Origin of the sequence: Paraburkholderia sp. (assembly GCF_036488795.1) — a bacterium.
GTDB lineage: Bacteria > Pseudomonadota > Gammaproteobacteria > Burkholderiales > Burkholderiaceae > Paraburkholderia.
Genome location: NZ_DASXHA010000090.1, coordinates 30,213 through 55,840 on the forward strand (window position 1 = coordinate 30,213; position 25,628 = coordinate 55,840).

At 64.3% G+C, this 25,628-nt stretch carries 26 protein-coding genes and 1 pseudogene; 16 read left to right on the forward strand and 11 right to left on the reverse strand.

The features are described from left to right. Positions 1–96: 96 nt before the first annotated feature. Both VGH41_RS12070 and VGH41_RS12075 read left to right on the forward strand, forming a co-directional pair. The gene (locus tag VGH41_RS12070) at positions 97–486 is read left to right on the forward strand and encodes a methylglyoxal synthase (protein ID WP_331597664.1); all 390 of its coding nucleotides are present in this window, start codon (positions 97–99) and stop codon (positions 484–486) included. 63 nt (positions 487–549) lie between these two features. Beyond that, on the forward strand, positions 550–1,524 hold the full coding sequence (locus VGH41_RS12075) for a quinone oxidoreductase (RefSeq protein WP_331597665.1): 975 nt from the start codon (positions 550–552) through the stop codon (positions 1,522–1,524). Positions 1,525–1,671: 147 nt separating this feature from the next. Here VGH41_RS12075 and VGH41_RS12080 read toward each other — a convergent pair whose 3' ends face one another. Beyond that, positions 1,672–1,932, reverse strand: a complete 261-nt coding sequence (locus VGH41_RS12080) for a phosphopantetheine-binding protein (RefSeq protein ID WP_331597666.1) — start codon at positions 1,930–1,932, stop codon at positions 1,672–1,674. Positions 1,933–2,523: 591 nt separating this feature from the next. Here VGH41_RS12080 and VGH41_RS12085 point away from each other — a divergent pair. The 14 genes and pseudogenes from VGH41_RS12085 to VGH41_RS12150 all read left to right on the forward strand — a co-directional run. Then, positions 2,524–2,685: pseudogene (locus tag VGH41_RS12085) on the forward strand (quinone oxidoreductase); the annotation flags it as partial. Positions 2,686–2,924: 239 nt separating this feature from the next. After that, positions 2,925–3,038, forward strand: a complete 114-nt coding sequence (locus VGH41_RS12090) for a hypothetical protein (protein WP_063495261.1) — start codon at positions 2,925–2,927, stop codon at positions 3,036–3,038. Continuing rightward, positions 3,035–3,127, forward strand: a complete 93-nt coding sequence (gene kdpF, locus VGH41_RS12095) for a K(+)-transporting ATPase subunit F (RefSeq protein WP_063495262.1) — start codon at positions 3,035–3,037, stop codon at positions 3,125–3,127. Before VGH41_RS12090 ends, kdpF begins: the two co-directional genes overlap by 4 nt. Then, entirely contained in the window at positions 3,124–4,929 is a 1,806-nt protein-coding gene (gene kdpA, locus VGH41_RS12100) for a potassium-transporting ATPase subunit KdpA (RefSeq protein WP_331597668.1), read from the forward strand. The genes kdpF and kdpA overlap by 4 nt, the downstream gene beginning before the upstream one ends. A gap of 30 nt (positions 4,930–4,959) precedes the next feature. Then, entirely contained in the window at positions 4,960–7,044 is a 2,085-nt protein-coding gene (kdpB, locus tag VGH41_RS12105; RefSeq protein ID WP_331597669.1) for a potassium-transporting ATPase subunit KdpB, read from the forward strand. Positions 7,045–7,104: 60 nt separating this feature from the next. Further along, positions 7,105–7,683: a potassium-transporting ATPase subunit KdpC gene (gene kdpC / locus VGH41_RS12110; RefSeq protein WP_331597670.1), complete on the forward strand. Its 579-nt coding sequence runs from the start codon at positions 7,105–7,107 to the stop codon at positions 7,681–7,683. Between the two features lie 280 nt (positions 7,684–7,963). After that, positions 7,964–10,900 carry a DUF4118 domain-containing protein gene (locus VGH41_RS12115; protein ID WP_331597671.1) on the forward strand — a complete coding sequence of 979 codons (2,937 nt, stop codon included), beginning with the start codon at positions 7,964–7,966 and terminating at the stop codon, positions 10,898–10,900. Further along, positions 10,893–11,591 (forward strand): two-component system response regulator KdpE, encoded by a 699-nt coding sequence (gene kdpE / locus VGH41_RS12120; protein ID WP_331597672.1) that lies wholly within the window; start codon positions 10,893–10,895, stop codon positions 11,589–11,591. The genes VGH41_RS12115 and kdpE overlap by 8 nt, the downstream gene beginning before the upstream one ends. 162 nt (positions 11,592–11,753) lie before the next feature. Further along, a complete protein-coding gene (sugE, locus tag VGH41_RS12125) occupies positions 11,754–12,074 on the forward strand; it encodes a quaternary ammonium compound efflux SMR transporter SugE (RefSeq protein ID WP_331597674.1) in 321 nt (106 codons plus the stop codon). 290 nt (positions 12,075–12,364) lie between these two features. After that, the gene (locus tag VGH41_RS12130) at positions 12,365–12,976 is read left to right on the forward strand and encodes a DUF4126 domain-containing protein (protein ID WP_331597676.1); all 612 of its coding nucleotides are present in this window, start codon (positions 12,365–12,367) and stop codon (positions 12,974–12,976) included. A 92-nt stretch (positions 12,977–13,068) separates the two neighbouring features. Next, positions 13,069–15,558 carry an ABC transporter permease gene (locus tag VGH41_RS12135; RefSeq protein ID WP_331597693.1) on the forward strand — a complete coding sequence of 830 codons (2,490 nt, stop codon included), beginning with the start codon at positions 13,069–13,071 and terminating at the stop codon, positions 15,556–15,558. A gap of 81 nt (positions 15,559–15,639) precedes the next feature. Next, on the forward strand, positions 15,640–16,047 hold the full coding sequence (locus tag VGH41_RS12140; RefSeq protein WP_331597677.1) for a group II truncated hemoglobin: 408 nt from the start codon (positions 15,640–15,642) through the stop codon (positions 16,045–16,047). A 151-nt stretch (positions 16,048–16,198) separates the two neighbouring features. Beyond that, positions 16,199–16,930, forward strand: coding sequence for an alanyl-tRNA editing protein (locus VGH41_RS12145; protein WP_331597678.1), 732 nt, complete (start codon positions 16,199–16,201; stop codon positions 16,928–16,930). Between the two features lie 2 nt (positions 16,931–16,932). Continuing rightward, complete coding sequence (locus tag VGH41_RS12150; RefSeq protein ID WP_414696640.1) at positions 16,933–17,568, forward strand: DUF924 family protein; 636 nt, start codon at positions 16,933–16,935, stop codon at positions 17,566–17,568. Positions 17,569–17,578: 10 nt separating this feature from the next. On the opposite strand, the gene VGH41_RS12155 is transcribed toward VGH41_RS12150, so the two are convergent. From VGH41_RS12155 to VGH41_RS12200, 10 genes are all read right to left on the reverse strand, one after another. Next, positions 17,579–18,325: an SDR family oxidoreductase gene (locus VGH41_RS12155; RefSeq protein ID WP_331597680.1), complete on the reverse strand. Its 747-nt coding sequence runs from the start codon at positions 18,323–18,325 to the stop codon at positions 17,579–17,581. 38 nt (positions 18,326–18,363) lie between these two features. After that, complete coding sequence (locus VGH41_RS12160; protein WP_331597681.1) at positions 18,364–18,948, reverse strand: TIGR00730 family Rossman fold protein; 585 nt, start codon at positions 18,946–18,948, stop codon at positions 18,364–18,366. Between the two features lie 2 nt (positions 18,949–18,950). After that, the gene (locus VGH41_RS12165; RefSeq protein ID WP_331597683.1) at positions 18,951–19,676 is read right to left on the reverse strand and encodes a TetR/AcrR family transcriptional regulator; all 726 of its coding nucleotides are present in this window, start codon (positions 19,674–19,676) and stop codon (positions 18,951–18,953) included. A gap of 185 nt (positions 19,677–19,861) precedes the next feature. Then, positions 19,862–20,641: a diacylglycerol kinase gene (locus tag VGH41_RS12170; RefSeq protein ID WP_331597684.1), complete on the reverse strand. Its 780-nt coding sequence runs from the start codon at positions 20,639–20,641 to the stop codon at positions 19,862–19,864. A gap of 20 nt (positions 20,642–20,661) precedes the next feature. Then, positions 20,662–21,696: a glycosyltransferase family 1 protein gene (locus VGH41_RS12175; RefSeq protein ID WP_331597685.1), complete on the reverse strand. Its 1,035-nt coding sequence runs from the start codon at positions 21,694–21,696 to the stop codon at positions 20,662–20,664. Positions 21,697–21,790: 94 nt separating this feature from the next. Next, entirely contained in the window at positions 21,791–22,738 is a 948-nt protein-coding gene (locus VGH41_RS12180) for a UDP-2,3-diacylglucosamine diphosphatase (RefSeq protein ID WP_331597687.1), read from the reverse strand. 128 nt (positions 22,739–22,866) lie between these two features. After that, on the reverse strand, positions 22,867–23,397 hold the full coding sequence (locus VGH41_RS12185; protein ID WP_331597688.1) for an RDD family protein: 531 nt from the start codon (positions 23,395–23,397) through the stop codon (positions 22,867–22,869). A gap of 22 nt (positions 23,398–23,419) precedes the next feature. Then, positions 23,420–24,178 carry a DUF3106 domain-containing protein gene (locus tag VGH41_RS12190; RefSeq protein WP_331597689.1) on the reverse strand — a complete coding sequence of 253 codons (759 nt, stop codon included), beginning with the start codon at positions 24,176–24,178 and terminating at the stop codon, positions 23,420–23,422. A 15-nt stretch (positions 24,179–24,193) separates the two neighbouring features. Next, positions 24,194–24,622 carry a DUF3619 family protein gene (locus tag VGH41_RS12195; RefSeq protein ID WP_331597690.1) on the reverse strand — a complete coding sequence of 143 codons (429 nt, stop codon included), beginning with the start codon at positions 24,620–24,622 and terminating at the stop codon, positions 24,194–24,196. Continuing rightward, complete coding sequence (locus VGH41_RS12200; RefSeq protein ID WP_331597694.1) at positions 24,619–25,182, reverse strand: RNA polymerase sigma factor; 564 nt, start codon at positions 25,180–25,182, stop codon at positions 24,619–24,621. Before VGH41_RS12200 ends, VGH41_RS12195 begins: the two co-directional genes overlap by 4 nt. Positions 25,183–25,628: the final 446 nt, after the last annotated feature.

Sequence of the window (25,628 nt, forward strand, 5' to 3'; positions counted from 1 at the left end):
GGCAGCACGGGACAGGCTGTCCGGCCAGCATGGATTCACCACGTCCAGAACCACAACCACAACAACGCAACGAAGCCCGGCAAGGAGCCTTACGTCATGACCACCCGCATCGCGCTGATCGCGCACGACCACAAGAAAGACGATATCGTCAAACTCGCGGGCGAATACGTGGATACGCTCAGGCGCTGCGACATCGTCGCGACCGGTACGACCGGCACGCGGATTTCGCAGGCGCATGGCTTGCAGGTCGAGAAGATGCTGTCGGGTCCGCACGGCGGCGACCTGCAGATCGGCGCGCAGCTCGCGGAGGGCCACGTCGACATGGTGATCTTCCTGCGCGACCCGATGACGCCGCAGCCGCACGAACCGGATATCAACGCGCTGGTGCGCGCGTGCGACGTCCATAACGTGCCGTGCGCCACCAATATTTCGACCGCCCGCATGATTCTCGAGGTGCTGACGCTGCGGCTGACCGAAAAGGTCTGAGCCGCGCGCGCATTGCCTTCAAGGCATTGGTTTCAAGCCGTCAAACCGCAATCAGGAGACGTGATGGTCAAGGCAATTCGATTCGACAAGACAGGTGGCCCCGAGGTGATGAAGTGGGTCGACGTCGAAGTGGGCGAGCCGGGTAACGGCGAAATCCGCATCAGGCAGCATGCGGTGGGCCTCAACTATATCGACGTGTACTTCCGTACGGGGCTCTATCCCTTGCCGCTGCCTGGCGGCCTCGGCATGGAGGCGGCCGGCGAGGTAACGGCAGTCGGCCCCGGTGTGACGGGCGTAAAAGCCGGCGACCGCGTCGCATACGTGGCGCGCCCACCCGGCGCCTACGCGCAGGAGCGTGTGCTGCCGGCCGCGCAGGTCATCAGGCTGCCCGACGCGATCAGCTATGAACAGGGCGCCTCGGTGATGCTGCAGGGCCTCACGGCGCAGTATCTGCTGCGCCGTACCTATCCGGTGAAGGCCGGCGACACGATCCTGATCCAGGCCGCGGCGGGCGGCGTCGGCCTGCTCGTATGTCAGTGGGCGAAGGCGTTGGGCGTCACGGTGATCGGCACGGTGGGTTCGGACGAAAAGGCGGACATCGCCAGGGCGAACGGCTGCGACCATGCGATCGTCTACACGCGCGAAAATTTCACCAGACGGGTGCGCGAGATCACCAACGGCGCCGGCGTGCCGGTGGTGTACGACTCGATCGGCAAGGACACGTTTACCGCGTCGCTCGACTGTCTTGCGCCGCTGGGCATGTTCGTAAGCTTCGGCAACGCGTCGGGGCCGCTGCCGCCCATCGATTCGTCCGAATTCGCCGGACGCGGCTCGCTGTTCTTCACACGGCCGACGCTGTTTACGTATATCGGCAAGCGCGGCGACTACGAGGCGATGTCACAGGAACTCTTCGACGTGCTGACCTCGGGCACGGTCAAGACGAGCATCAACCAGCGCTATTCGCTGGCGGAGGTCGGCCTCGCGCACAGCGAACTCGAAAGCCGCCGCACGACCGGCTCGACGGTGCTGATACCGTAAGAGCTGCACGGCGACCTCCGTTTCGGACGGACCGTCGCCGTGGCGGCGCCTGCGTGTGCCATGACTTCGACGGGCACATCGCTGCCGGCGCGAGACGTCGTTCAGCGTGGTGGTATCGAATGAACCCTGCGTGCGGCGCACTCGACCTCAGGTCACGCCATTCGCCTGACAGTAGGTAATCCAGTCGCCGACAGTTACGACACTCCTCATCGCGGCATCATCGATCTGGATGCCGAATTCCGTCTCCAGAAGACCGCGCAGTTCAACCAGATCGAGATTATCGAACATGAGATCTTCGACCAATTGAGCGCTGGGTGTGACCTTTGACGGATCCCCCTCGGGGATGGAAGAGGTTATCTGCTCAACTGTACATTGCGTGACACGGGCTGGGACATTTTGGCTACCCATTTCATTTCTCCTCTAGACAGGTTACGGTTGTTTCTAAACTCATATAGGCGATCCAAATGTAATGATCGGTAAATGAATTGCAAATATAGGAATATTTGAAAATATTTAATTTGTTAAAAGAATGGCCATGCAATCCATGCGGCGCCGTGGGTGCAGTCAACAAAAGAATTAAAAAAGCGTGGCGCTGATAGTCGCCGCCATGTACTCAGGTGGATGCCGGGCGATCCTTCATTTCCTGCTGCTGTGTTGTGTCGTTTATGCAGCCGAGGTCCAGTTCCAGTCAAATTGATCTTTTTCTAAATAATGAAATTGACGCTACATTTTATTTCCGATAGTTTTTATTAGACGGTATATCACGTTGGATAAATTGTAAAGTTATTTATAAAAGATGCACATACTCTTGTTCGCGTTGAGGCATTGTTTCATTAATGTGGTTGTTTGTCGTAAATGTCTGCCAGCGGCGCGTCAACTACATTAATGCAACAATGCCATGCTTGGCATTCCGCTGAAATGCCTCCCGAGTCCGTTACCGCGCCGTCATTCAAGCATTGAGGGTGCGGCCCGTGACTGAGAAAAATAATCCCGCGCTGTTGTCTCGCATCTGGCATCTTCGTGAGCTTCGGTAACGCGGCGGGGGCGCTACCGCCCATCAAGACGAGCATCAGCCAGCGCTATTCGCTGGCGGAGGTCGGCCTCGCGCACGGCGAACTCGAAAGCCGCCGCACGACCGGCTCGACCGTCCTTTTGCCGTAAGCAAGCCCATCAAGGCGCAGTAACGACATTATAAAAATCAGGCGCCTCCGGCAGCCCCCTGTGGTTGCGGGAAAACTCCCGTCAAGCCAGTCTCCACCGGCACCAGGCCGTTCCGCACCCAGCGCGGCGGCCTGTTTCGTTTACGCGATTTTTACACCGCCCATGCCATCTTTGACCAGGCCTTTACGTCGATCGGCATAACGTTCTACTCATCCAAAGTCCGCTACTGGAGAACACAAATGGATGTGCTGTACGTCGGGGGGATGGTGCTATTTGCGGCGCTGACCTTTGCTTTGATTGCCGGCTGCGAGAAGTTGATGCAGTTCCGGCGTGGCCAGGGAGCACGCTCATGACCTGGATTCTGTGGTTATCGGGCGCTGCCACTGCGCTGCTGTTCGCTTACCTCGTCTATGCGCTGCTGCGCGCGGAGGACATTGAATGAACTCGAATAATGTCCTGCAGACGGTCATTTTCGTGGTCGTGCTGCTTGCACTCGCCGTACCCGTTGCGCGCTATCTGACGCGCGTAATGGACGGCACCTCTCGCGTGGTGCGCTTCGGCGGCCCGCTCGAGCGGCTGCTGTACCGCATCGCCGGGGTCGATCCGTCGACGGAAATGAGCTGGAAGCACTACGCGGTCGCCACGATCGCGTTCAACGTGCTCGGCGTGCTGGTCCTGTACCTGCTGTTGCGTATTCAAGGCTGGCTGCCGGGCAATCCGCAGCAGTTCGGTGCGATGTCGGTCGACAGCGCCTTCAATACGGCGGTCAGCTTCGTCACCAACACGAACTGGCAGGATTACACGCCGGAGCAGACCGCCGGCTATCTGACGCAGATGCTCGGTCTGACGGTACAGAACTTCCTGTCCGCTGCCACCGGCATCGTCGTGGTCATCGCGCTGATTCGCGGCTTTGCACGCCATACCGCGCAGACCATCGGCAACTTCTGGGTCGACATCACGCGCGTCACGCTGTACGTGCTGCTGCCGATGTCCGTCATCGTCGCAGGCTTGCTGATGAGCCAGGGCGTGATCCAGAACTTCAAGGCGTATGAGGACGTGCCGACCCTGCAGACCACCACCTACGCCGCACCGAAGCTCGATGCGCAAGGCAATCCGGTGAAGGATGCGAAGGGTAACGCGGTGACGGTCGACACCAAGGTGACGACGCAGACCATCGCAATGGGCCCGGTGGCGACGCAGGAAGCGATCAAGATGCTCGGCACCAACGGTGGCGGCTTCTTCAACGCGAACTCGGCACACCCGTACGAAAACCCGACGCCGTTCAGCAACTTCCTGCAGCTCGTCGCGATGCTGATCATCCCGGCGGCGCTCGCCCTGGTGTTCGGCCAGATGGTGGCGGACCGCAAGCAGGGGATTGCCGTGCTCGCCGTGATGACGATTGCCTTCGCCGCTTGCGTGGTGGGTGAAATCAGCGCCGAGCAGGCAGGCAATCCGGCCTTCACCGCGCTGAACGTCGACCAGTCCGCGAGCGGCCTGCAGGCGGGCGGCAACATGGAAGGCAAGGAAACGCGCTTCGGTATCGCGCAGTCGGGCATCTTCACCGTTGCCACGACGGCTGCGTCGTGCGGTGCAGTCGACAACACGCACGACTCGCTGACGCCGCTCGGCGGCCTCTACCCGATGCTGCTGATCCAGCTGGGCGAAGTGATCTTCGGCGGGGTGGGCTCCGGTATGTACGGGATGCTCGTGTTCGCCATGCTCGCCGTGTTCGTGGCAGGCCTGATGATCGGTCGTACACCTGAATATGTCGGCAAGAAGATTGAAGCGTATGAGATGAAGATGGTGTCGATCGTGGTGCTGCTCACGCCGCTGCTGGTGCTCGTGGGCACGTCGATCGCGGTGCTGACCGACGCGGGCAAGGCAGGTATCGCCAACCCCGGTCCGCACGGCTTCTCGGAAATTCTCTATGCCTTCAGCTCGGCGGGCAACAACAACGGTAGCGCGTTTGCAGGCCTCACGGTGAGCACGCCGTTCTACAACTGGTTGACCGCGATTGCGATGTGGTTTGGCCGCTTCGGCTCGCTGATTCCGGTGCTGGCGATTGCCGGTTCGCTCGCGGCCAAGAAACGCCTGGCTGTGACGGGCGGCACGCTGCCCACGCATGGTCCGCTGTTCGTGGTGCTGCTGCTCGGCACCGTGCTGCTCGTCGGCGCACTGACGTACGTGCCTGCGCTCGCTCTCGGCCCCGGCGTCGAACATCTGATGATGATCGCCGGCCATTGATACGGGCAATTCGGGAAAAACGAGGATTCAATGACTGAACATAATGCTACGAGGTCCATGTTCGATCCGGCGCTAGTGCGTCCGGCGATCGTGGACTCATTCAAGAAGCTCACCCCGCGCACACAGTTCCGTAACCCGGTGATGTTTTGCGTGTACGTGGGCAGTATCCTGACCACCATTCTCTGGATCGCCGCGCTCGGCGGTGAGGCCGAAGCGCCCGCGGGGTTCATTCTCGCGGTCACGCTGTGGCTGTGGTTCACGGTGCTCTTTGCCAACTTCGCGGAAGCGCTGGCCGAAGGCCGTTCCAAGGCCCAGGCTGCGTCGCTGCGCAGTGCGAAGAAAGACGTGATGGCCAAGAAGCTCAACGAGCCGCATCCGAAGTCGCCGATCCGCATCACGACCGCGACCGATCTGCGCAAGGGCGACGTCGTGCTGGTCGAAACCGGCGACGTGATCCCGGCTGACGGCGAAGTGGTCGAAGGCGTGGCGTCGGTGGACGAGTCGGCGATTACCGGCGAATCCGCGCCGGTGATCCGCGAATCGGGCGGCGACTTTTCGTCGGTGACGGGCGGCACGCGCGTGCTGTCGGACTGGATCGTCGTGCGCGTCACGGCCAATCCTGGCGAAGCCTTCCTCGACCGTATGATTGCCATGGTCGAAGGCGCGAAGCGTCAAAAGACGCCGAATGAAATCGCGTTGACGATTCTGCTGGTCGCACTGACCATCGTGATGCTGCTTGCCACTGCGACGCTGCTGCCGTTCTCGATGTTCGCCGTCGACGCCGTCAAGGCCGGCCATGTGGTGACGATCACCGCGCTCGTCGCACTGCTCGTGTGTCTGATTCCGACCACCATCGGCGGCCTGCTGTCAGCCATCGGCGTGGCGGGTATGAGTCGCATGATGCAGGCGAACGTGATTGCGACTTCGGGCCGTGCGGTTGAAGCGGCTGGCGACGTCGACGTGCTGCTGCTCGACAAGACCGGCACGATTACGCTCGGTAACCGTCAGGCTTCGACCTTCGTGCCGGCGCCGGGCGTGACCGAGGAAGCGCTCGCCGATGCCGCGCAACTGTCGTCGCTGTCGGACGAAACGCCGGAAGGCCGCAGTATCGTGGTGCTGGCCAAGCAGCGCTTCAACATCCGCGCTCGCGACATGGCTTCGTTGCACGCCGTGTTCCTCGCCTTCACGGCACAGACGCGCATGAGCGGCGTCGACCTGCCGGGCCGCGAGATCCGTAAGGGCGCCGCCGACGCGGTCAAGCACTACGTCGAAGTGAACGGCGGCCGTTATCCGGCTGAAGTGAACAACGCCGTCGCCGAAGTGGCACGCCGCGGCAGCACGCCGCTGGTGGTGGCCGAGAAGGGCGAACAGGGCGCGCGCGTGCTGGGCGTGATCGAGCTGAAGGACATCGTCAAGGGCGGCATCAAGGAGCGTTTCGCCGAACTGCGCAAGATGGGTATCAAGACCATCATGGTGACGGGCGACAACCGGCTGACCGCTGCGGCGATCGCAGCGGAAGCCGGGGTGGACGACTTCCTTGCGGAAGCCACGCCGGAAGCCAAGCTGACGACGATCCGCGCGCACCAGGCCGAAGGCAAGCTGGTGGCGATGACCGGCGACGGTACCAACGACGCTCCGGCGCTGGCGCAAGCCGACGTTGCGGTGGCGATGAATACCGGCACGCAGGCGGCGAAGGAAGCCGGCAACATGGTCGACCTCGATTCGAACCCGACCAAGCTGATCGAGATCGTCGAGATCGGCAAGCAGATGCTGATGACGCGCGGCTCGCTCACGACGTTCTCGATCGCCAACGACGTCTCCAAGTACTTCGCCATCATCCCGGCGGCGTTTGCGAGCACGTATCCGGCGCTGAACAAGCTGAACATCATGCATCTGGCCACACCGTCGTCCGCGATCATGTCGGCGGTGATCTTCAACGCGCTGATCATCGTCGCGCTGATCCCGCTGGCACTGAAGGGCGTGAAGTACCGGCCGCTCGGCGCCGCGATCCTGTTGCGCCGTAACCTGCTGGTGTATGGCCTCGGGGGGATCATCGTGCCGTTTATCGGCATCAAGCTGATCGACATGGTGCTGGCCGCGCTCGGCTGGGTTTAACGAGGTGACGGCTGACGGACCGACGGTTCGTCAGCCGCATCCCAAGAGGAATTGCCAATCATGAAATCATTATTTCGTCCGCTCATTGTGATCTTCGTCATCCTGTCGGCGATCACCGGGCTCGCTTATCCTGCCGTGATGACGGCCTTCGGCCAGGCGGCGTTCCACGATCAGGCCAACGGCAGCATGATCGAGGTGAACGGCAAGGTGGTCGGCTCGAAGCTGATCGGCCAGCAGTTCGATGCGCCGCAGTATTTCTGGGGCCGTTTGTCGGCCACCAGCCCGATGCCGTACAACCCGCAGTCTTCGGGAGGCTCGAACCTCGGTCCGACCAACCCGGCATTGTCCGATGAGGTCAAAGGCCGTATCGACGCGTTGAAGGCGGCCGGCACCGACATGTCGAAGCCGGTGCCGATCGACCTCGTCACGTCGTCGGGTAGCGGCCTCGATCCGGAAATCAGCCCGGCTGCGGCGGCTTATCAGATCGACCGCGTTGCGAAGGCCCGCAAGATGTCGCCGAACGACGTCGAGGCGCTGGTCGAGCGTTACACCACGGGACGTCAGCTTGGCGTGCTCGGTGAGGCGCGTGTCAACGTGCTGGAACTGAATCTCGCACTGGACGCTGCCCATCAAGGTTAAGCGTGGCTGAGCGAAGGCGGCGCCCGGCGTGGCGCCGCCTTTGTCTTTTGCGAGGCCATCGCCACGGGCTTGATTGTTCGCGGGGGCCCAATTGCGGGGGCCGCCCTTTTGCAGGGGCCGCCCTATGCAGGGGCCGCCCTTTGCGGGGGCCGCCCTTCGTGGCCGCCATTCGCGAGGACCGTGCATTTGCGGCCTGGCCGCAGCCGTGCCACCATGTACCCGACGCAGCCGCGTGGTTCCACGCAGGCGTGCGGTCAACCCAGAACCATAACCACATCGCATGAACCGACCAGATCCCGACGCGTTGCTCGACAAGCTGCAACGCGATGAAGAGAAGCGCCAGCGCGGCAAGCTGAAGGTTTTTTTCGGCGCGTCGGCCGGGGTGGGCAAGACGTATGCGATGTTGCAGGCGGCGCGGCGCCGCAAGGACGACGGCGTCGACGTCGTGGTCGGCATCGCCGAGACGCACGGGCGCAGCGAAACGGCTGCGCTGCTCGAAGGCCTCGACGTGCTGCCGCTCGCGCATATCGAGTATCGTGGCCGCAAGCTGGGCGAATTCGATCTCGACGCCGCGCTAGCACGCAAGCCGCAGCTGATTCTTGTCGACGAACTCGCGCATTCGAACGTGCAGGGCGCGCGTCACCTGAAGCGTTGGCAGGACGTCTACGAACTGCTCGACGCGGGCATCGACGTCTACACCACGGTCAACGTTCAACACCTCGAAAGTCTCAACGACGTGGTCGGACAGATCACCGGCATCCGCGTCTGGGAGACGGTGCCCGACCGCGTGTTCGACCGGGCCGACGAAGTCACGCTGGTCGACTTGCCCGCCGAGGAACTGCTCGACCGGATGCGTGACGGCAAGGTCTATCTGCCGCTGCAGGCCGAACGCGCGGTGCGCAACTTCTTTCGCAAGGGCAATCTGATCGCGTTGCGCGAGCTGGCGCTGCGGCGCACGGCTGACCGTGTCGACGCGCAAATGCGCGAGTACCGCGCGGACCGTTCGATCCAGCGCGTCTGGCAGGCGCGTGAACGACTGCTGGTGTGCGTCGGCCCGGGCCCCGAAGCGCCCATGCTGGTGCGCGCGGCGGCGCGCCTTGCCGCCAGCCTCAAGGCCGACTGGCTCGCGGTGTATGTGGAGACGCCGAAGCTGCAGCGTCTGCCCGACGAGCGCCGCGAACGCACGCTGAACGCGCTGCGGCTCGCCGCCGAGCTTGGCGCGGAAACCGCGACTCTTGCGAGCGCGGATGCGGTGAGTGCCTTGGTCAGCTATGCTCGGGTGCGCAACGTCTCGAAGCTGGTGGCGGGCGCGTCATCGCGCACCGGCGCGATGCGCTGGCTGAGGCGGCCGCTTGGCGACCGCATCGCCGAACACGCGGGCGACCTCGATCTGACCTTGATCCCGGCGTCCTCCGAGCGCAATGGCGCCGAACGCCGCGCGATGCGCGACGAAGGCGCGAGCGCGTGGCGCGAGGCGCTTTCCGCCGCCCGCGAACGCCGTTCGCCGCCGCGAGCCTACGGCTGGGCGCTGGGCATCTGTGCCGGCATCACGGCGATTGCCGGCCAGTTGTTCGACCACATCGACCCGGCCAATCTCGTGATGCTCTACCTGCTCGGCGTGATTTTCACGGCCGTGAGGCTGGGGCGCGGGCCAGGCGTGGTGCAATCGTTCGTCAGCGTGGCGGCGTTCGACTTTTTCTTCGTACCGCCGCGCATGTCGTTCTCGGTGTCGGATACTCAGTATTTGCTGACCTTCTTCAGCATGCTGCTGACGTCGCTCGTGATCAGCCATCTGACCTCGAGCTTGCGGCGCGAGGCGAGCGTGGCGCGGCGCCGCGAGCAACGCACCAGCGCGATGTACGCGATGGCGCGCGAACTGGCCGCGGCGCTGACGATGGAGCAGATCGTCGCGATGGGCAGCCGGCACGTCAGCGAAGTGTTCGGCGCACGGGTGGCGATCCTGCTGCCGGACAGCGCCGATCAGGTGAAGCAGAAGATCGAAGACCCGGACGCCGCCGTGACACTGGAAGGCAGCGCGCTGGATATCGACGTCGGCCAGTGGGTCTACGACCAGCAGAAGCCGGCCGGCCACGGCACCGACACGTTGCCCGCCGCCGCTGCGCTGTATCTGCCGTTGAAGGCGCCGATGCGCACGCGGGGCGTGCTGGCGGTGGTGATGCGCGACAAGCGCGAGCTCGCCGTGCCCGAACAGCAGCGCATGCTCGATGCGTTCGCCGCGCAGATTGCGCTCGCGCTCGAGCGGGTGCACTACGTCGACATTGCACGCGACGCGCTCGTCAACATGGAATCGGAGCGCTTGCGCAACTCGCTGCTGTCGGCCATCTCGCACGATCTGCGCACGCCCCTCACGACGATCGTGGGCTTTTCGTCGATGCTCGCGCAAAGCCGCGAAGGGCAGCCCGCGCAACCCGGCGACGATCTCGTCGAAGCAATCCACGAAGAAGCATTGCGCATGACCGGCATCGTCACCAATCTGCTCGACATGGCGCGTCTGCAGGCGGGCGGCCTGCAACTGAACCGTCAGTGGTCGCTGCTGGAGGAGACGGTGGGCGCCGCGTTGCGCGCCTGCCGGCGCGTTCTGGCGCGACACCCGGTGCAGACCAGACTGCCGGCCGATCTGCCGCTGCTGCAACTCGACGCGGTCCTGATGGAGCGCCTGTTCTCCAACCTGTTCGAGAACGCGGCCAAGTACACGCCGGCTGACACGCCGCTCGTGATCGGCGCGCAGGTGATCGAAGAAGACGGCAAGCCGTTCGTGCGCGTGACCATCGACGATACCGGCCCGGGCCTGCCCGCCGGCATGGAGGCGCGCGTGTTCGAAAAATTCACGCGCGGCGAGAAGGAATCCGCCAAGCCGGGCATTGGTCTTGGCCTCGCGATTTGCCGCGCGATTGTTCAGGCCCACGGCGGCGCGATCGGCGCGCTCAACCGGGTCGCCTCGGACGGCCGCGTCGAAGGCGCGCGCTTCTGGTTTACCTTGCCAGTGGAAACGCCGCCGCCCACGCCTGAAGTGCTGGAAGACGAGCACGACATGAGCGACGTGGATAAATCCGTCGATGCGTCGCGGGCAGCGGCCCCGCATGATACGGTTGCGCTGCCGTACGGCGAGCCGCCGGCTGAACCCTCAACCGCGCAGCCGGCCGGGTTGTCCCCCGAGTTGTCCAATCAGCAGATTTCGAAGCCCTCCCATGAGTGACCCTAGCATTACCGTCGTCCTGATCGAAGACGAAAAACAGATTCGCCGCTTCGTGCGCGCCTCGCTGGAAGGCGAGGGCATCGTGGTGCACGACGCCGAAACCGGCAAGCAGGGCCTCGTCGAAGCCGCGACGCGCAAACCCGACCTGGTGATCGTCGACCTGGGCCTGCCCGACACCGACGGTCTCGACGTGATCCGCGAACTGCGCGGCTGGAGCGACTTGCCGGTGATCGTGCTGTCGGCGCGCACTCAGGAGACCGAGAAAGTGGCGGCGCTCGACGCCGGTGCCGACGACTATCTGACCAAGCCGTTCGGCGTGTCGGAACTGCTGGCGCGCATCCGCGCGCATATGCGCCGCCGCAACCAGGGCGGCGCAAACGATTCGCCGCAGGTGCATTTCGGCGCCGTGACCGTCGACCTGGCGCTGCGGCAGGTGACGCGTGAAGGCGCCGCGATCCATCTGACACCGATCGAATACCGCCTGCTCGCCACGCTGGTGCGACACGCGGGCCGCGTGCTGACGCACCGCCAGTTGCTGCGCGACGTCTGGGGGCCGTCGCATGTGGAGAGCCATCACTATTTGCGCATCTACATGGCGCATTTGCGGCAGAAGCTGGAGCGGGATCCGGCACAGCCGGAACATATCGTCACCGAAACGGGCGTGGGTTACCGGCTGGTCGGCGCGGTTTGAGTGCCCGCTCCGAGGCGTGCGCGTGCATGCCCGGCCGCGTCTTTGCGTCGCACCCGGAAAAACCGGCAAAACGCCTGTCTTGATATAATTACAGGTCGTAAGGACGACCTTACGCATGTGCAGTGAACGGGGACGGCCCCATCTGACCCATGGGGGTGTTTCATGTCGTGGTTTCTTCTGTTGATTGCCGGTTTGCTCGAGGTGGCATGGGCAGCCGGTCTCAAAAGCTCCGCGGGTTTCACCCGGCTGTGGCCGTCCGTTTTCACGGTGGTGACGGCGCTCGGCAGTTTTGCGCTGCTGGCAATGGCGATGCGTCAGTTGCCGCTCGGCACGGCGTACGCGGTATGGACGGGAATCGGCGCCGTGGGTGCGTTTATTTTCGGCATCGTCATGATGGGCGAAGCCCTGACTGCGGCGCGGGTGGCGAGCGCCGCGCTGATCGTGGTCGGCCTGATCGGGTTGAAGCTTTCGTCAGGACATTAAATCGCCTGCCCGTTATTAGCAGACCTTCAGCAAAACTTCAGCAGGACCGCCCTCGCGCTGTCCGCGCCGGTCCGGCGTCTTTTTGGCCATTCTTGCTGCATTTGCGCGACGCAATTGCAGCAGGAAATTACTGTCCGCTCTGCGGTCTGCGAATTAACGTGGCTATAATGAAGGCGATCTCAATTTTTACTTGTCCCGCGTCCGGCTAGGCGCGGGTCTGGCGGCTTCGTCGCAGCGGCCCCCGCTGCAGGCCGAAGCGCCCGGCACGCGCAGCGCGCCTGGAGGCGGCCATGCTTGAACCACTCTCGCTTGCGGCGGGCCTGTCCTGGGGCAGTGGCCTTCGCCTCTATCTCACGGTCCTGATAGCCGGCGTGTTGGCGCGCTTCGGCCTGATCCATCTGCCCGATACCTTGTCCGCGCTGGCGTCGCCCTGGGTGATCGGCGTAGCGGCGGTGCTGACCGTCACAGAATTCCTCGCTGACAAGATCCCCGCGTTCGATTCGCTGTGGGACGCCGTTCATACCTTTATCCGCATTCCGGCCGGCGCCGTACTGGCTGCCGGCGCGTTCGGCCATGCCGACCCGGCGCTGCTCACCGTGGCCGCGCTTGCGGGCGGCACGCTCGCCGGCACCGCGCATCTCGCCAAGGCGGGCACTCGGGCGCTGATCAATCTGTCGCCTGAACCGGTCTCGAATGTCGTGACATCCACGGCTGAGGACGGCCTCGTGTTCGGCGGCGTCCTGCTCGCGCTGTTCGTGCCGGTGCTGTTCCTGATGCTGATGGTGGGTTTCCTGATGCTGGCCTCCTGGGCGTTGCCGCGTTTGTGGCGCGGTGTGCAGGGCGGCTTTCGCGGCATGGCGACTCATATGGTGTCGCGTCTCGTCAGGAGTCGGCACGATTGAGCGATTCGGCACGGGTTGCGCCGGCGCCCCTGGTACGAGCTGCGCCGGGACGTCGTTTGAGTTGGACCGACCTGCTGCGCCAGGCCTGGCGCATGACCGAGCGCGACTGGCGCGCCGGCGAGCTGACCATGCTGCTGCTCGCCCTGGTGCTGGCCGTTGCGGCGCTTTCCAGCGTCGGTTTTCTGGCGGACCGGCTGCATCAAGGGCTCGAGCGCGACGCCCGGCGCATGATCGGCGCCGACTTCATCGTGCGCTCCGATCATCCGGTCGATCCGCAGTTCAGCAATCAGGCCAGAACGCTCGGCTTGCAGATGGCGACCACCGCCATTTTCCCCAGCATGATCAGTTCGACGGCGGCCCAGCCGGTGTCGCGGCTCGCCGCGCTCAAGGCGGTGTCGGCGGGCTATCCGTTGCGCGGCGCGTTGCGCATCGCCGGCGCGCCGGGTCAGCCCGATCACCCCGCGCAAGGGATTCCGGCGCCCGGCACCGTGTGGGTGGATCCGGCGCTGCTCGATGCCTTGAAGCTGCGTGTTGGCGACCCGGTGAAGGTCGGCAATCGCACTTTTACGATTGGCGCGATCATCACGCGTGAACTGGATCGCGGCTTCGGCTTCGTGAATTTTTCACCGCGCCTGATGTTGCGTGCCGACGAAGTGCAGTCGACCGGCCTGATCGTGTTCGGCAGCCGCGTGACGTACCGGTTGCTGGTGGCAGGCTCCAATCCCGACGTGGCGAAGTTCGCTGAATTTGCCCATGCGCGCGTCGACGACGGCAAGATGCGCGGCGTCGCGCTCGAATCGCTGCAGGACGGCCAGCCGCAAGTGCGCGAGACGCTGGAGCGCGCGAGCCACTTTCTCACGCTGGTATCGCTGCTGACGGCCTTGCTGGCGGCCGTGGCGATTGCGATGGCGGCGCATCGGTATATGCGCCGCCATCTGGACGGCTGCGCGGTGATGCGTTGTCTGGGCGTCAGCCAGCGCACGCTGCGTTCGCTGTTTCTGCTGGAATTCCTCGGACTCGGGTTGATGGGCGGGTCGCTGGGCGTCGTGCTCGGCTATGCCGGACACCTTGCGTTGCTGAGCTGGCTCGGCAGCCTGATCGACGTGGTCTTGCCGTATCCGACCGCATGGCCCGCGCTCGAAGGGATTGCGGCGGGGCTCGTGCTGCTGCTCGGCTTCGCGCTGCCGCCGCTGTTGCCGTTGACCCAGGTGCCGCCGGTGCGGGTGCTGCGCCGCGAATGGGGCGAAGAGGGACGGACCGCGTGGGCCGCGTATGGACTCGGCATCGTGCTATTCGCCGGACTATTGATCGTCGCGGCGGGCGAACTCAAGCTGGGGGGCATCGTGGCCGGCGGCTTTGCGGCCGGCTTGCTGGTGTTCGCCACGCTGGCGCGGCTCGCATTGTGGGGCGCGGCGCGGCTGGTACGCAGCGAGCGCGTCAACGCGGGCATCGGCTGGCGGTATGCGCTGGCGTCGCTCGAGCGGCGCAGCAGTGCGAGCGCGTTGCAGATCACCGCGCTGGGCATCGGCCTGATGTGCCTGCTGCTGATTGCCATGACGCGCAACGATCTGATTGCCGGCTGGCGCAAATCGACGCCGCCGGATGCGCCCAACCAGTTCATCATCGACATTCAGCCGGATCAGCGCGCCGCCGTCACGCACTACCTCGACACGCACGGCGTGCCGGATGCGGTGCTCTCGCCGATGGTGCGCGGGCGGCTGATCGCGATCAACGACAAGCCGGTCAATCCGGACGAATACAAGAGCGACGACGCGAAGCGCCTCGTCGACCGCGAATTCAACCTTTCCTATACGACCAGCCTGCCGGACGACAACCGGATCGTGGCGGGCAACTGGTACGGCGAGACCAGGGCGCCGCAGATCTCCATTGAGGAAGGTCTGGCGAAACTGATTCACGTGAAGCCCGGCGACAAGCTTCGCTTCGACGTGACCGGCCTGCAGGTGGACGCGCCGGTGACGAGCGTGCGCAAGCTCGACTGGGGCTCGTTCAAGGTCAACTTCTTTGTGCTGATGCCGCCGGACGCATTGCAGGACTTCCCGGCCACTTTCATCACCAGTTTTCACTTGCCCGCGCAGAAGAGCGCGACCATTGACGGCCTGATTGCCGCGTATCCGAACCTCACGGTGATCGACGTCGGCCCGATCCTCGCGCAGATGCAGCGCATGCTGGAGCAGGTGATCGGCGCGGTGCAGTTCCTGTTCGCCTTCACGCTCGCCGCCGGCGTGCTGGTGCTGTACGCGGCGCTCGCGGGCACGCGCGACGAGCGTATGCGAGAATCCGCGCTGCTGCGCGCGCTCGGCGCATCGCACCGGCAAGTCCGTGCGGTGCAGGTGGCGGAGTTCGTCGCCGTGGGCGCGCTGGCCGGGCTGATGGCGGCGCTCGGCGCGCAGGTGATTGGCTGGCAGCTCGCCACGCGGGTGTTCCAGTTCTACCTGAACTTCGATCCCTGGCTCCTGCCGGCCGGCATTGCGGCGGGCGTGGCGTGCGCCGGCGTGGGCGGCTGGCTGAGCCTGCGTCACGTGCTGGCGCGACCTGCGCTGCAGTCGCTGCGCGACGCGTGACCGTGCCGCCTGACGGCGCCTGCGTGCGGCGCGAGCCGCGCTTTCATTTGACTCCTTTTGCAGATTGCAGTTGACCGACGTATGACCGATCCGATCGACGAAGCGCCGGCCCAAACGGCCTTCGAACTGGTGGGCGGCGAGACGCGCGTGCGCGAACTCATCGACCGTTTTTATGACCTGATGGACCTCGAGCCCGAATTCGCGGGCATCCGCGCGCTGCATCCGCCGACGCTCGAAGGCTCGCGCGACAAATTCTTCTGGTTCCTGTGCGGCTGGCTGGGTGGGCCGGATCATTACATCAGTCGCTTCGGCCATCCGCGCCTGCGCGCGCGGCATCTGCCGTTTGCGATCGCGTCGAACGAGCGCGATCAGTGGCTGCGTTGCATGGCCTGGGCCATGGAAGACGTGGGGCTGTCCGAGCCGCTGCGCGAGCGTCTGCTGCATTCGTTCTTCGAGACGGCAGACTGGATGCGCAACCAGCCGGGTTGAAACCTCGCGCCGGGCCGATCGAACTGGCCCGGTCATTCGGCCAATACGGCGACGCCTGCGGGTTGCCAGATTGGCCGTTCGGCTAGCTTCCTCGCAGCTGGAGGGGTCGGCATAATGACCTTTTGCAGCATGACTGGAAAAGGTCCCCACCATGACGACGCGCGCCCTCTTTCGCGACGACGCTTATCTCACGCACTGCGAAGCGGCCATTACCGCTGTGGACGAGCAGGGCATTCATCTCGATCAGACCGTGTTTTATCCGCTCGGCGGCGGCCAGGCGGGTGATGCCGGCGTGCTGAGCCTGGCCGACGGCACCCGTATCGCGATTGCGGATACCCGCAAGGCGAAATTCGAAGGCGCGACGCCCAACGACGCTGTTCACGTGCCCGCACCCGGCCAGGAAGCGCTGCTCGCGCGTCTCGCGGCTGGCATGCGTGTGACGGCGCAGATCGACTGGACGCGCCGCTACCGGCATATGCGCCTGCATACGGCGAGCCACCTGATGTGCGCAGTGCTGCCGTATGCAGTCGACGGCTGCAGCATCACCAGCGACTACGCGCGGCTCGACTTCGCGACTGTCGAGCCAATCGAACGGGAGCACGTGGATGCGCGGCTCGCGGCACTGGTCGGCGGCGCACATGGCGTCTCAACCGAATGGATCACCGACGAGCAAATGGCCGAGCGTCCCGAACTCGTACGCACCATGAGCGTGAAGCCGCCGCTGGGCCTCGGCCGCGTGCGGCTGCTGCGTATCGAAGGCGTGGATTTGCAGCCGTGCGGCGGCACGCATGTGCGCAACACGCAGGAAATCGGCGTGGTGCGCGTAGCGAAGCTCGAGAAGAAGAGCGCCCGTACGCGGCGGCTGGTGCTCGAGTTTGCATGAATATGAGCGCGCCGACCGGTTCCCCGGCTTATGACGCTGCCGCGGACTACGCCGGGCTCGACGCACGCGCGCGCGAGGTGCTGGACGACTGGTTCGGCGCGCCTGGCAGTTCGATGTTCGGCAAGGACCGCAAGGTCTGGTTCAAGCGCGACGCCAGCTTCGACGCGCGGCTGCACGAGCGTTTCGGTGCGTTACTGGAGCAGGCGGAAAAGGGCGGCCTGGACGGGTGGCAGCAGACCCCGCTTGGCGCGCTGGCGCTCGTGATCCTGCTGGATCAGTTCTCCCGCAATTGCTATCGCGGCACCGCCCGTGCGTTTGCGTTCGATGCGCAGGCGTTGAGGATCGCGAAACACATGGTTGCAAGCGGTGCCGACCAAATGCTCCCCGGTCTGTTTCACCGGGCCTTTGCGTATATGCCGTTCGAGCATGACGAGTCGCCGGACAGTCAGCGCGAATCGCTCAGGCTGTTCAAGCCGTTTGAAGCGCAGCCCGAAAGCGCCAGCTATTACCGCTCTGCAGTGAGGCACGCCGCGATTATCGAGCGGTTCGGGCGGTTTCCCCATCGCAACGCGCTGCTGGGGCGGATGTCCAGCGAGGCGGAACGGGCCTTTTTGCGCAAACCGGGCTCGTCGTTCTGAGAGAACCGCGCTAGCGGCCGCCGGCCACATCCAGCACGGCACCGGTCACGTAGGACGCCGCGTCGCTCAGCAGCCAGACGATCGCTTCGGCCACTTCATCGGCGCTACCCGGGCGGCCCATGGGTGTGGTCGCGCCTAGCACCGCCGCGCGGTCGGGCTTGCCGCCGCTCGCGTGGATCTCGGTGTCGATCAGTCCGGGCCGCACGGCATTGACGCGCACGCCTTGCGGACCGAGTTCTTTGGCAAGGCCAATGGTCATCGTATCCACGGCGCCTTTCGAGCCGGCGTAGTCGACATACTCATTGGGCGCGCCGAGCCGCGCCGCCGCCGAAGATAGATTGACGATCACGCCGCCGTCGCCGCCGCGGTCTTTCGACATGCGGCGCGCCGCTTCACGCGCGCACAGATACGCGCCGAGCACGTTGACGTCGAACACGCGCTTCAGACGCTCGAGGTCCATGTCGGCCAACTGCGACGAGGGCGCGACGATGCCGGCGTTGTTGACCAGTGCGTCGATGCGCCCGAAGGCGTGCTCGACGGCATCGAACATCGCGATCACGTCCGCTTCCTGAGAGACGTCGCCGGCAATCACGCGGGCGTGACCGCCGGCGCGGCCGACTTCGGCCGCGGTTTCCTGGGCAGCGGCTTCGTTGTGCGCATAGTTCACGCCGACCGACCAGCCGCGTGCGCCGAGGAGTCGCGCGGTTGCGCGGCCAATGCCGCGGCTCGCGCCAGTAATCAGAACGACCTTCGACATTGCCACCTCGTGAGGTGCCCGTCAGGGCGATGCGGACATCAAACCGCGTTGCGGTTATCGGCCCATTTGTCTTGGGGAGGCGGCTGATAGCGTTGCAGCCTCGAGATCAGCGCGGCCGGTTCGGCTTCGACCTGCAGGACATCGAAATAGGTTCCGCGCATGAAACCTTCTTCCACTGTGTGCCGCAGCATGGTAATCAGCGGGTCGTAGAAACCGTCGATGTTGAGCACCGCCACCGGCTTCTGGTGATAACCGAGCTGTGCCCACGTATAGACTTCGAACAGCTCTTCGAGCGTGCCGACGCCGCCGGGCATCGCGACGAACGCGTCGGACAGGTCCGCCATCATTTTCTTGCGCTGATGCATGTCGGGCACCACGTGCAATTCGGTCAGGCCGTTGTGGCCGACTTCCTTGTTGACCAGCAACTCGGGAATCACGCCGATGGCGCGGCCGCCGGCGGCCATCACGGTGTCGGCGATCACGCCCATCAGGCCGACCTTGCCGCCGCCGTAGACGAGCGCGAGTTCGGCCTCGACCAGGGCGCGTCCGAACGCGCGAGCCGCTTCAGCGTAGAGGGGTTTGACTCCGTTCGAGGAGCCGCAATACACGCACACCGACTTCATCGTCAAACGTCCTTCGATTCGTTGCGCTGCGCCGCGCCCTCTCTGGCGGGCAGGAAATCGTAGAATTCGCGCTTGGGCAGTTTGCCCGACACCAGGTCATCGAACAGTTCGCGCGAACGGCCGCGCAGATACGGCGCCATCAGCGAGACGATCTGCACGCTGACCTGATGCAGTTCCGTGCGGATCGCTTCCTGTTCGTTGTATTTGCGCGGATTCATCACGAACTGGTACGACAGCCAGTAGGTGCCGATCACGCCCACATTGGTGGCGATCACGTGCAACTCGTCGGGCGTGACGACCATCTCGCCGTCTGCGACGAGCTGCTCGCAGAACTGGCTCGCAAAGCGCACCTTGTGGCTGATGATCTGCTTGAAATGCGTTTCCAGCGTGCGGTTGCGCGCGAGCAGGTCGTTCAGGTCACGGTACAGGAAGCGGTAGCGCCAGGTGAAATCCACCATGTACTGCAGATACGACCACATCTCGTCGATCGTCGCGCGGTGATCGTCCGGAAAGCGCAGGCGCTTTTCGATCTCCTGCTCGAACTGGCTGAAGATGCTGTTGATGATGTCGTCTTTGTTGCGGAAGTGGTAGTACAGGTTGCCCGGACTGATTTCCATTTCCTCGGCGATCGTCGTCGTGGTGACGTTCGGCTCGCCGATTTCGTTGAATAACTTCAACGACAGTTCGAGAATCCGTTCGCGGGTGCGGCGGGGAGGTTTGGCTTCCATGTCGTCCGGCCCTGGTTTCGCCGGGCTGGGCGCGCGGCGGCGTGCCGCTGCTGCGTTCCACCCGGACGCGGTTGGTATATTTTGAGACTGTCGGACGATTATAAACCGAGCGTTCGCGTACCAAGGCCGGAGTGACGGTTTTCTTGCGACTTGAAGGGGCCGCCGGGGCGGCCCGGCGGCTGCGGCTAAAGCCAGCGGGCGATCCAATGCACCAGAAGCGGGCCGACGATCAGCGCCCACGTCATCACGCACATTCCCAGGGCGACCATCACCGCGGCGCTGCCGAGATCTTTCGCGCGGCGCGAAAGCTCGTGGCGTTCGAGCGAAATCCGATCGATGGCGGCCTCGACGCTCGAATTGAGCAACTCGACGATCAGCACCAGCAGCACCGAGCCGAGCAACATGACCCGCGCGACCGGCTCGACGGGCACGAAAATGCCGCAGGGCAGCAGGATCGCCGCGAGCGTCAGTTCCTGGCGGAACGCGCTTTCTTCGCGGATCGCGACCTGAAAGCCGGCCAGCGAGTTTTTCATCGCGTGCCACGCCCGCGTGATGCCGCGATTGCCCTTGTACGGATTGAACGGCAGCGGAGCAAGGGGATCGTCGGGGCCGAGCGGTTCGTGGGCGTCGGCGGACTGCTCGGGTTGCTCGGGCTGCGAGGTTGGCACACGCGGCGTGCGGTTCAGGCCGCTCCCGGCGAATGAATCCGCGCCTGTCAGGGTATCGGCGCCGGCGTCGGTCCCGGCGGGCGCGTCGGGGTCATGCGGTCGCGAGGCCGCATGGCGAATCGACGGCCCACGCACAGCGGCTGGATGGCCGTTATACCCGTCTGCCCGGCCGTCGGCAGCGAACGGCGCGCCGCTTTCGTGTACATCGTCGAACGGTTCGACGGCGGCCTCGTCGGGGTCGAGCGGGCGCAGCGCGCCATTCGGCGCGCGCTGCCCGGTGGAAGCTCTTGCTCGCATGGGCGGCTCGGCGGGGCGCATCACGCGGCCGCGCTCTCCTCGCGGAACGAGGACGGCCGCGGCAGCGGCTTCAGATGCGCGGCGAATTGCTCCGACGCCGCTGCCCACGAGAAGCGTTCGGCCCATGCGCGCGCATGATTGCGGTCGATCTTCAGCGCTTCGAGGCAGGCTTCGCGCAGATCTTCGTGCATCGCGCCGGCGCCGCCGTCGCCCAGTACGTCGATCGGACCGGTGACCGGGTAGGCCGCGACCGGCGTACCGCAGGCCAGCGCTTCCAGCAGCACGAGGCCGAACGTATCGGTGCGGCTCGGGAACACGAAGACGTCCGCGGCGGCGTAGACCTTGGCCAGTTCAGCCTGGGTCAGCACGCCCAGGTAGTTCGCCTGCGGATAGCGCGACTTCAGCTCGGCGAGTGCCGGGCCTTCGCCGGCGACCCACTTCGAGCCGGGCAGGTCGAGCTTCAGAAACGCTTCGACGTTCTTCTCCACGGCCACGCGTCCCACGTACAGAAAAATCGGCCGCGCCGTGTTGAGCACCTTCGAATCCATCTGGTGGAAGATGTCCAGATCGACGCCGCGGGTCCACAGCACGACATTCGTGAAGCCGAACTTTTCGAGGTCGGCCTTGACGACCGGCGTGGGCGCCATCACCGCGAGCGACGCCTTGTGGAACCAGTGCAGGAATTTATAGGTGGCGGCGAGCGGAATGCCGAAGCGCGCCTGCACGTACTCGGGAAAGCGTGTGTGATAGGCAGTCGTGAAGGGCAGCTTGTGTTGCAGCGCGTAGGCGCGGGCAGCCATGCCGAGCGGGCCTTCGGTGGCGATGTGCAACGCGTCCGGTGCAAACGCGTCGATCCGCTGGTGCAGCTTGCGCTTGGGGAACAGCGACAGGCGGATTTCCGGGTAGGTCGGGCACGGAATCGTCTTGAACTCGAGCGGCGTCAACAGGTCGACGCGGTGGCCGAGTGCGGTCAGTTCGCGCGTCGTGTTTTTCAGCGTACGTACCACGCCGTTGACCTGCGGTTCCCATGCATCGGTGACGATCATGATCTTCATCGGTTTTGGCCCAATAGAAGTTAAAAGGGACTACGCGGGTGCCAGCTGCCAAATGGTCGTTAGCGGCCGCTGCGAAGCGGCCGTCAAAGCAGGATCAGGCGGTCGCCCGGGCCTTTTGCGCGCTGACTTCCGGCGCGCGCATCACGGTCCAGTAGATCACCTTGAGTTCGCCTTCGAAGGTCTCGACGAGCGCCGACAGACTTTCAACCCAGTCGCCGTCGTTGCAATACAGCACGCCGTCAATGTCGCGAATCTCGGCCTTGTGGATATGGCCGCAGACCACGCCGTCGCAACCGCGGCGGCGCGCTTCGTCGGTCATCACGCGTTCGAATGACGAGATGAAATTCACCGCGTTTTTCACCTGATGCTTCAGGTACTGCGACAGCGACCAGTACTGGAAGCCGAGCCGGCTGCGGATACGGTTGAACCAGCGGTTCAGCACGAGGATCAGCGTGTAGAGCGTGTCGCCGAGGTAGGCGAGCCATTTGGCATGCTGGATGACGCCGTCGAACAGGTCGCCGTGCACGATCCAGAGGCGCTTGCCGGCGAGCGTCGTGTGGAAGGCTTCGCCGCGCACGTGGATGTCGCCGAACGCTAGATCGCAGAACTGGCGTGCCGCTTCGTCGTGATTGCCGGGGATATAAACGACCTGGGTGCCTTTACGGGCTTTGCGCAGGATTTTCTGTACGACGTCGTTGTGCGCCTGCGGCCAGTACCAGCCCTTTTTCAGCTGCCAGCCGTCGATGATGTCGCCCACCAGATACAGGTACTCGGAGTCGTTGTGGCGCAGGAAGTCGAGCAGATAGTTGGCCTGGCAACCGCTCGAGCCCAGATGGATGTCGGAGAGCCAGATGGTGCGGTAGCGGTGCGGCTCTTCGTGGTCATCGTCATGACGGCCGGGCTGCGGCTCCGATCCGAGTGGCGGCAGGGGCAGTGGCAGCCCTCCGCTACCGAAGGAGGTGGGGTCGGGCCGGAAAGCGACGGGGTCGACGCTCGGGCCAGTTTGGCGGAACAGGGAAGTCGCGGACGTTTTTGGGTCCATGGCTCACGCGTCGAGTTGCAGTGCCCGTATTGCGCCATCGGCACGTGACCGTGCCGTGACAGTCACAAGAACTTCTTATTACGTGGGGAAGGTTGGGACGCGGGAGGGAGCCGGTCAGGCGGGCGGTTTTATCCCACCGCAACCACTTTCGTACCCGCAAGCCGGTCGTGCAGAAACTGTCGGCTAGCGCCGAAGCGGGCCGTCGCAGCCCATAGCAAAAACCAGACTGCGGCGATGACGAGGGTGTGGGGCACCGAGAGTCCAAGCAGCGGATGGAGTGCGAGCGGCGGTAAAAACCACAGCCACGCAAGTGCGTAGCGCAGGATGGCACGCGCCGTGGAGAGCGGCGCGCCATTTGCGGCCACCACGCGCAGCCGCCACGTCTTCATGGGCAGGGTCTGGCCGCTATGCGTCCAGAACCAGACGAAATACAGGCCGACCACGAACCCGATCCACGCGGCCAGCAGGTTGTGGTGCGTCAAACCATTGCGTTGCTGCGTGAGGGTGCTGAAAAGGTAGCCGGCGAGAAACACCACGCCGAACAGGATCACGCCCTCGTAGAGCATCGTGGCCAGCCGGCGGCGCACGGAAGGCGTAGCCGGCGGCGCGGCTGGGGGCGTAGCGGCGGTCGTGAGCGGGTGGGTCGCTGGACGGGTCACAGGCGGGCGGGCGCGTGGGTGCTCAGGAACCGTTGTACAGCGCCGGCGCTTCGCGTGGCGACACCGGCGTGGGCGTGGCCGGGACGAAACTTCCGGCGGGCGGAACCGCTGGCGGGACGGGCAGTTCGGCGCCGGTTCCCGACGCGTTGACCGAGGCGACCACCCCGCTTGCGTTGTGCTCGCGCGCGTTGACGAGGCGGTTGATGTCCTTCAGTTCGCTCTTGCCGGACGGCGGCGCGCTGACCACCGTGGGGCGGCGCTTGCGTTCGCTCGCGGCGAGCTTCTCTTTCTGTTCTTCCGGCAGCGCCTGATAGGCCTTCCAGGCTTTCTGACGCGCTTCACGCGTCAGTTCCTTCGATACCTGGTAGTTTTCCCGCGCGACACGCCGTTGATCCGGCGTCAGACGAACCCATTCGGTCATGCGGTCGTGCAGACCTTTTTGCTGTTCAGGCGTCAACTTTGAGTAACGCGACGCGATCTTGATCCATTTTCGCTTGCGTTCGTCGCTGAAAGTGTCCCATTGAGTCGCGAACGGCGCGAGTGCGACGTGCTCGGCTTCGGTGAGCCTCGCCCATGACAGCGGGCCGTTGCTGGGCAAGCCTGGGAGCTCGACGCCGAGGCTCGGCGCGGCGGCCTTGGCAGGCGCGCCGGCACTGGCATTGTTGGGGATTGCTGCGGCTGTGACGGCGCTCGGGTAGAAACGTGGATAGGTCGCGGCGAACGACACCAGGGCCGCGATCGCACATCCGAAAACAACGGCCAGGCCGCGCTTGTAACTCACCCGAAGAGTCTCCGCTCAGTGCGCGCGCGACAGATACGCGTTGAAGCCGTGATCGAGATATGCGTTGAGCGGCAGATCGTCGCTCAGCATGGCGGCATCAATATCGGCGAGTTCCGCGGTGCGTTGCTGATCTTCCCAGTAGGCGATCGCCACCAGGCTCACGACCAGCGCGGCGAGGGGCCACGCGAGCGCGAAGCGCCGCAGCGGCGAGCGGCGGCGTGACGGGAGTTCGACCTGCGGCATGGACAGTCCGCCGGCACCGGCAAGCGCCGGTACGAACACGGGCGCCGTCACAGGTTCGGGCTTCTTGCGGGCGAGTGCGGCACGGCGCGCCACGGCGAGGCGGTCGACGGTGGCGGGCGAAAGACTGGCGGCGTTTTCATCGAGCGCGCGGCGCACTTGCCTCGCAAACTCAAGTTCTTTTGTTTCGAGAGAGGAGCTCATAGCGTGATTCCTTTGGCCTTGAGCGCTTGCGCCAGCGTATGAGTGGCCCGCGAGCAGTGCGTCTTCACACTGCCTTCGGAGCAGCCCATTGCGGCGGCAGTCTCGGCGACATCCATATCTTCCCAATAACGCATGAGAAACGCCTCCCGTTGACGTGCCGGTAATTTTTGGATCTCGTCGTCAATCAACTGTAAGACTTGTTCGCGTTCGAGCTTTTGTTCGCTGCTTTCGGCGCCGATTGAGCCTTCTTGTGCTTCGAATGTCTCCAGCGGGTCGAACTCGTCGTCTTCGGCGTTACCGAGCGACGAGAACAGACTAACCCAAGTATTGCGTACTTTCTGCCGACGAAAATAATCGTGCATGGCATTTTGCAGAATACGCTGAAACAGCAGCGGCAGTTCGGCTGCTGGACGGTCACCGTATTTTTCGGCGAGCTTGATCATCGCGTCCTGCACGATGTCGAGCGAGGCGTCGTCGTCCCGCACGGCGTAGACCGTCTGCTTGAACGCGCGCCTTTCGACGCCCGCCAGAAAATCGGCGAGTTCCTTGTCTGATGCCATCCGTTGGGGGTCGGCGCAGCGAGCGTGCGCGTAATCGATCGAAATTGTCGTAAAACTGGCGGATGCTAACAAACTTTCGCCCCGCTGGGGAAAAACACGAAGCCGCATCGACACTTATGGCAACTTTTCTCGCCGTTGCGCGGGTTGCTACCGATGGCGCGGAAATATTTTCTTGACCATCGGAGCGTCAGCAGATATCTTCGACGGTTCGCAACATAAGTGACTTGTCTCATTTGAGGTGTGGCCCAAGAAGCTCACCTGTCAAAGTGGACGCGCCGCTTGAACCCGAGCCACAAGCCCGGCAGAGAGCACCCGATCAATTTTTTGCCGAAAATTCGAAAGGTGATTGTGATGAATATGCCCAGCGCGGAATTCTCCACGACGGATACGACTCCCCATCGCGAAACTGACTCCTCGATTGGCGCCACCGTGCTCATGCGCGCATT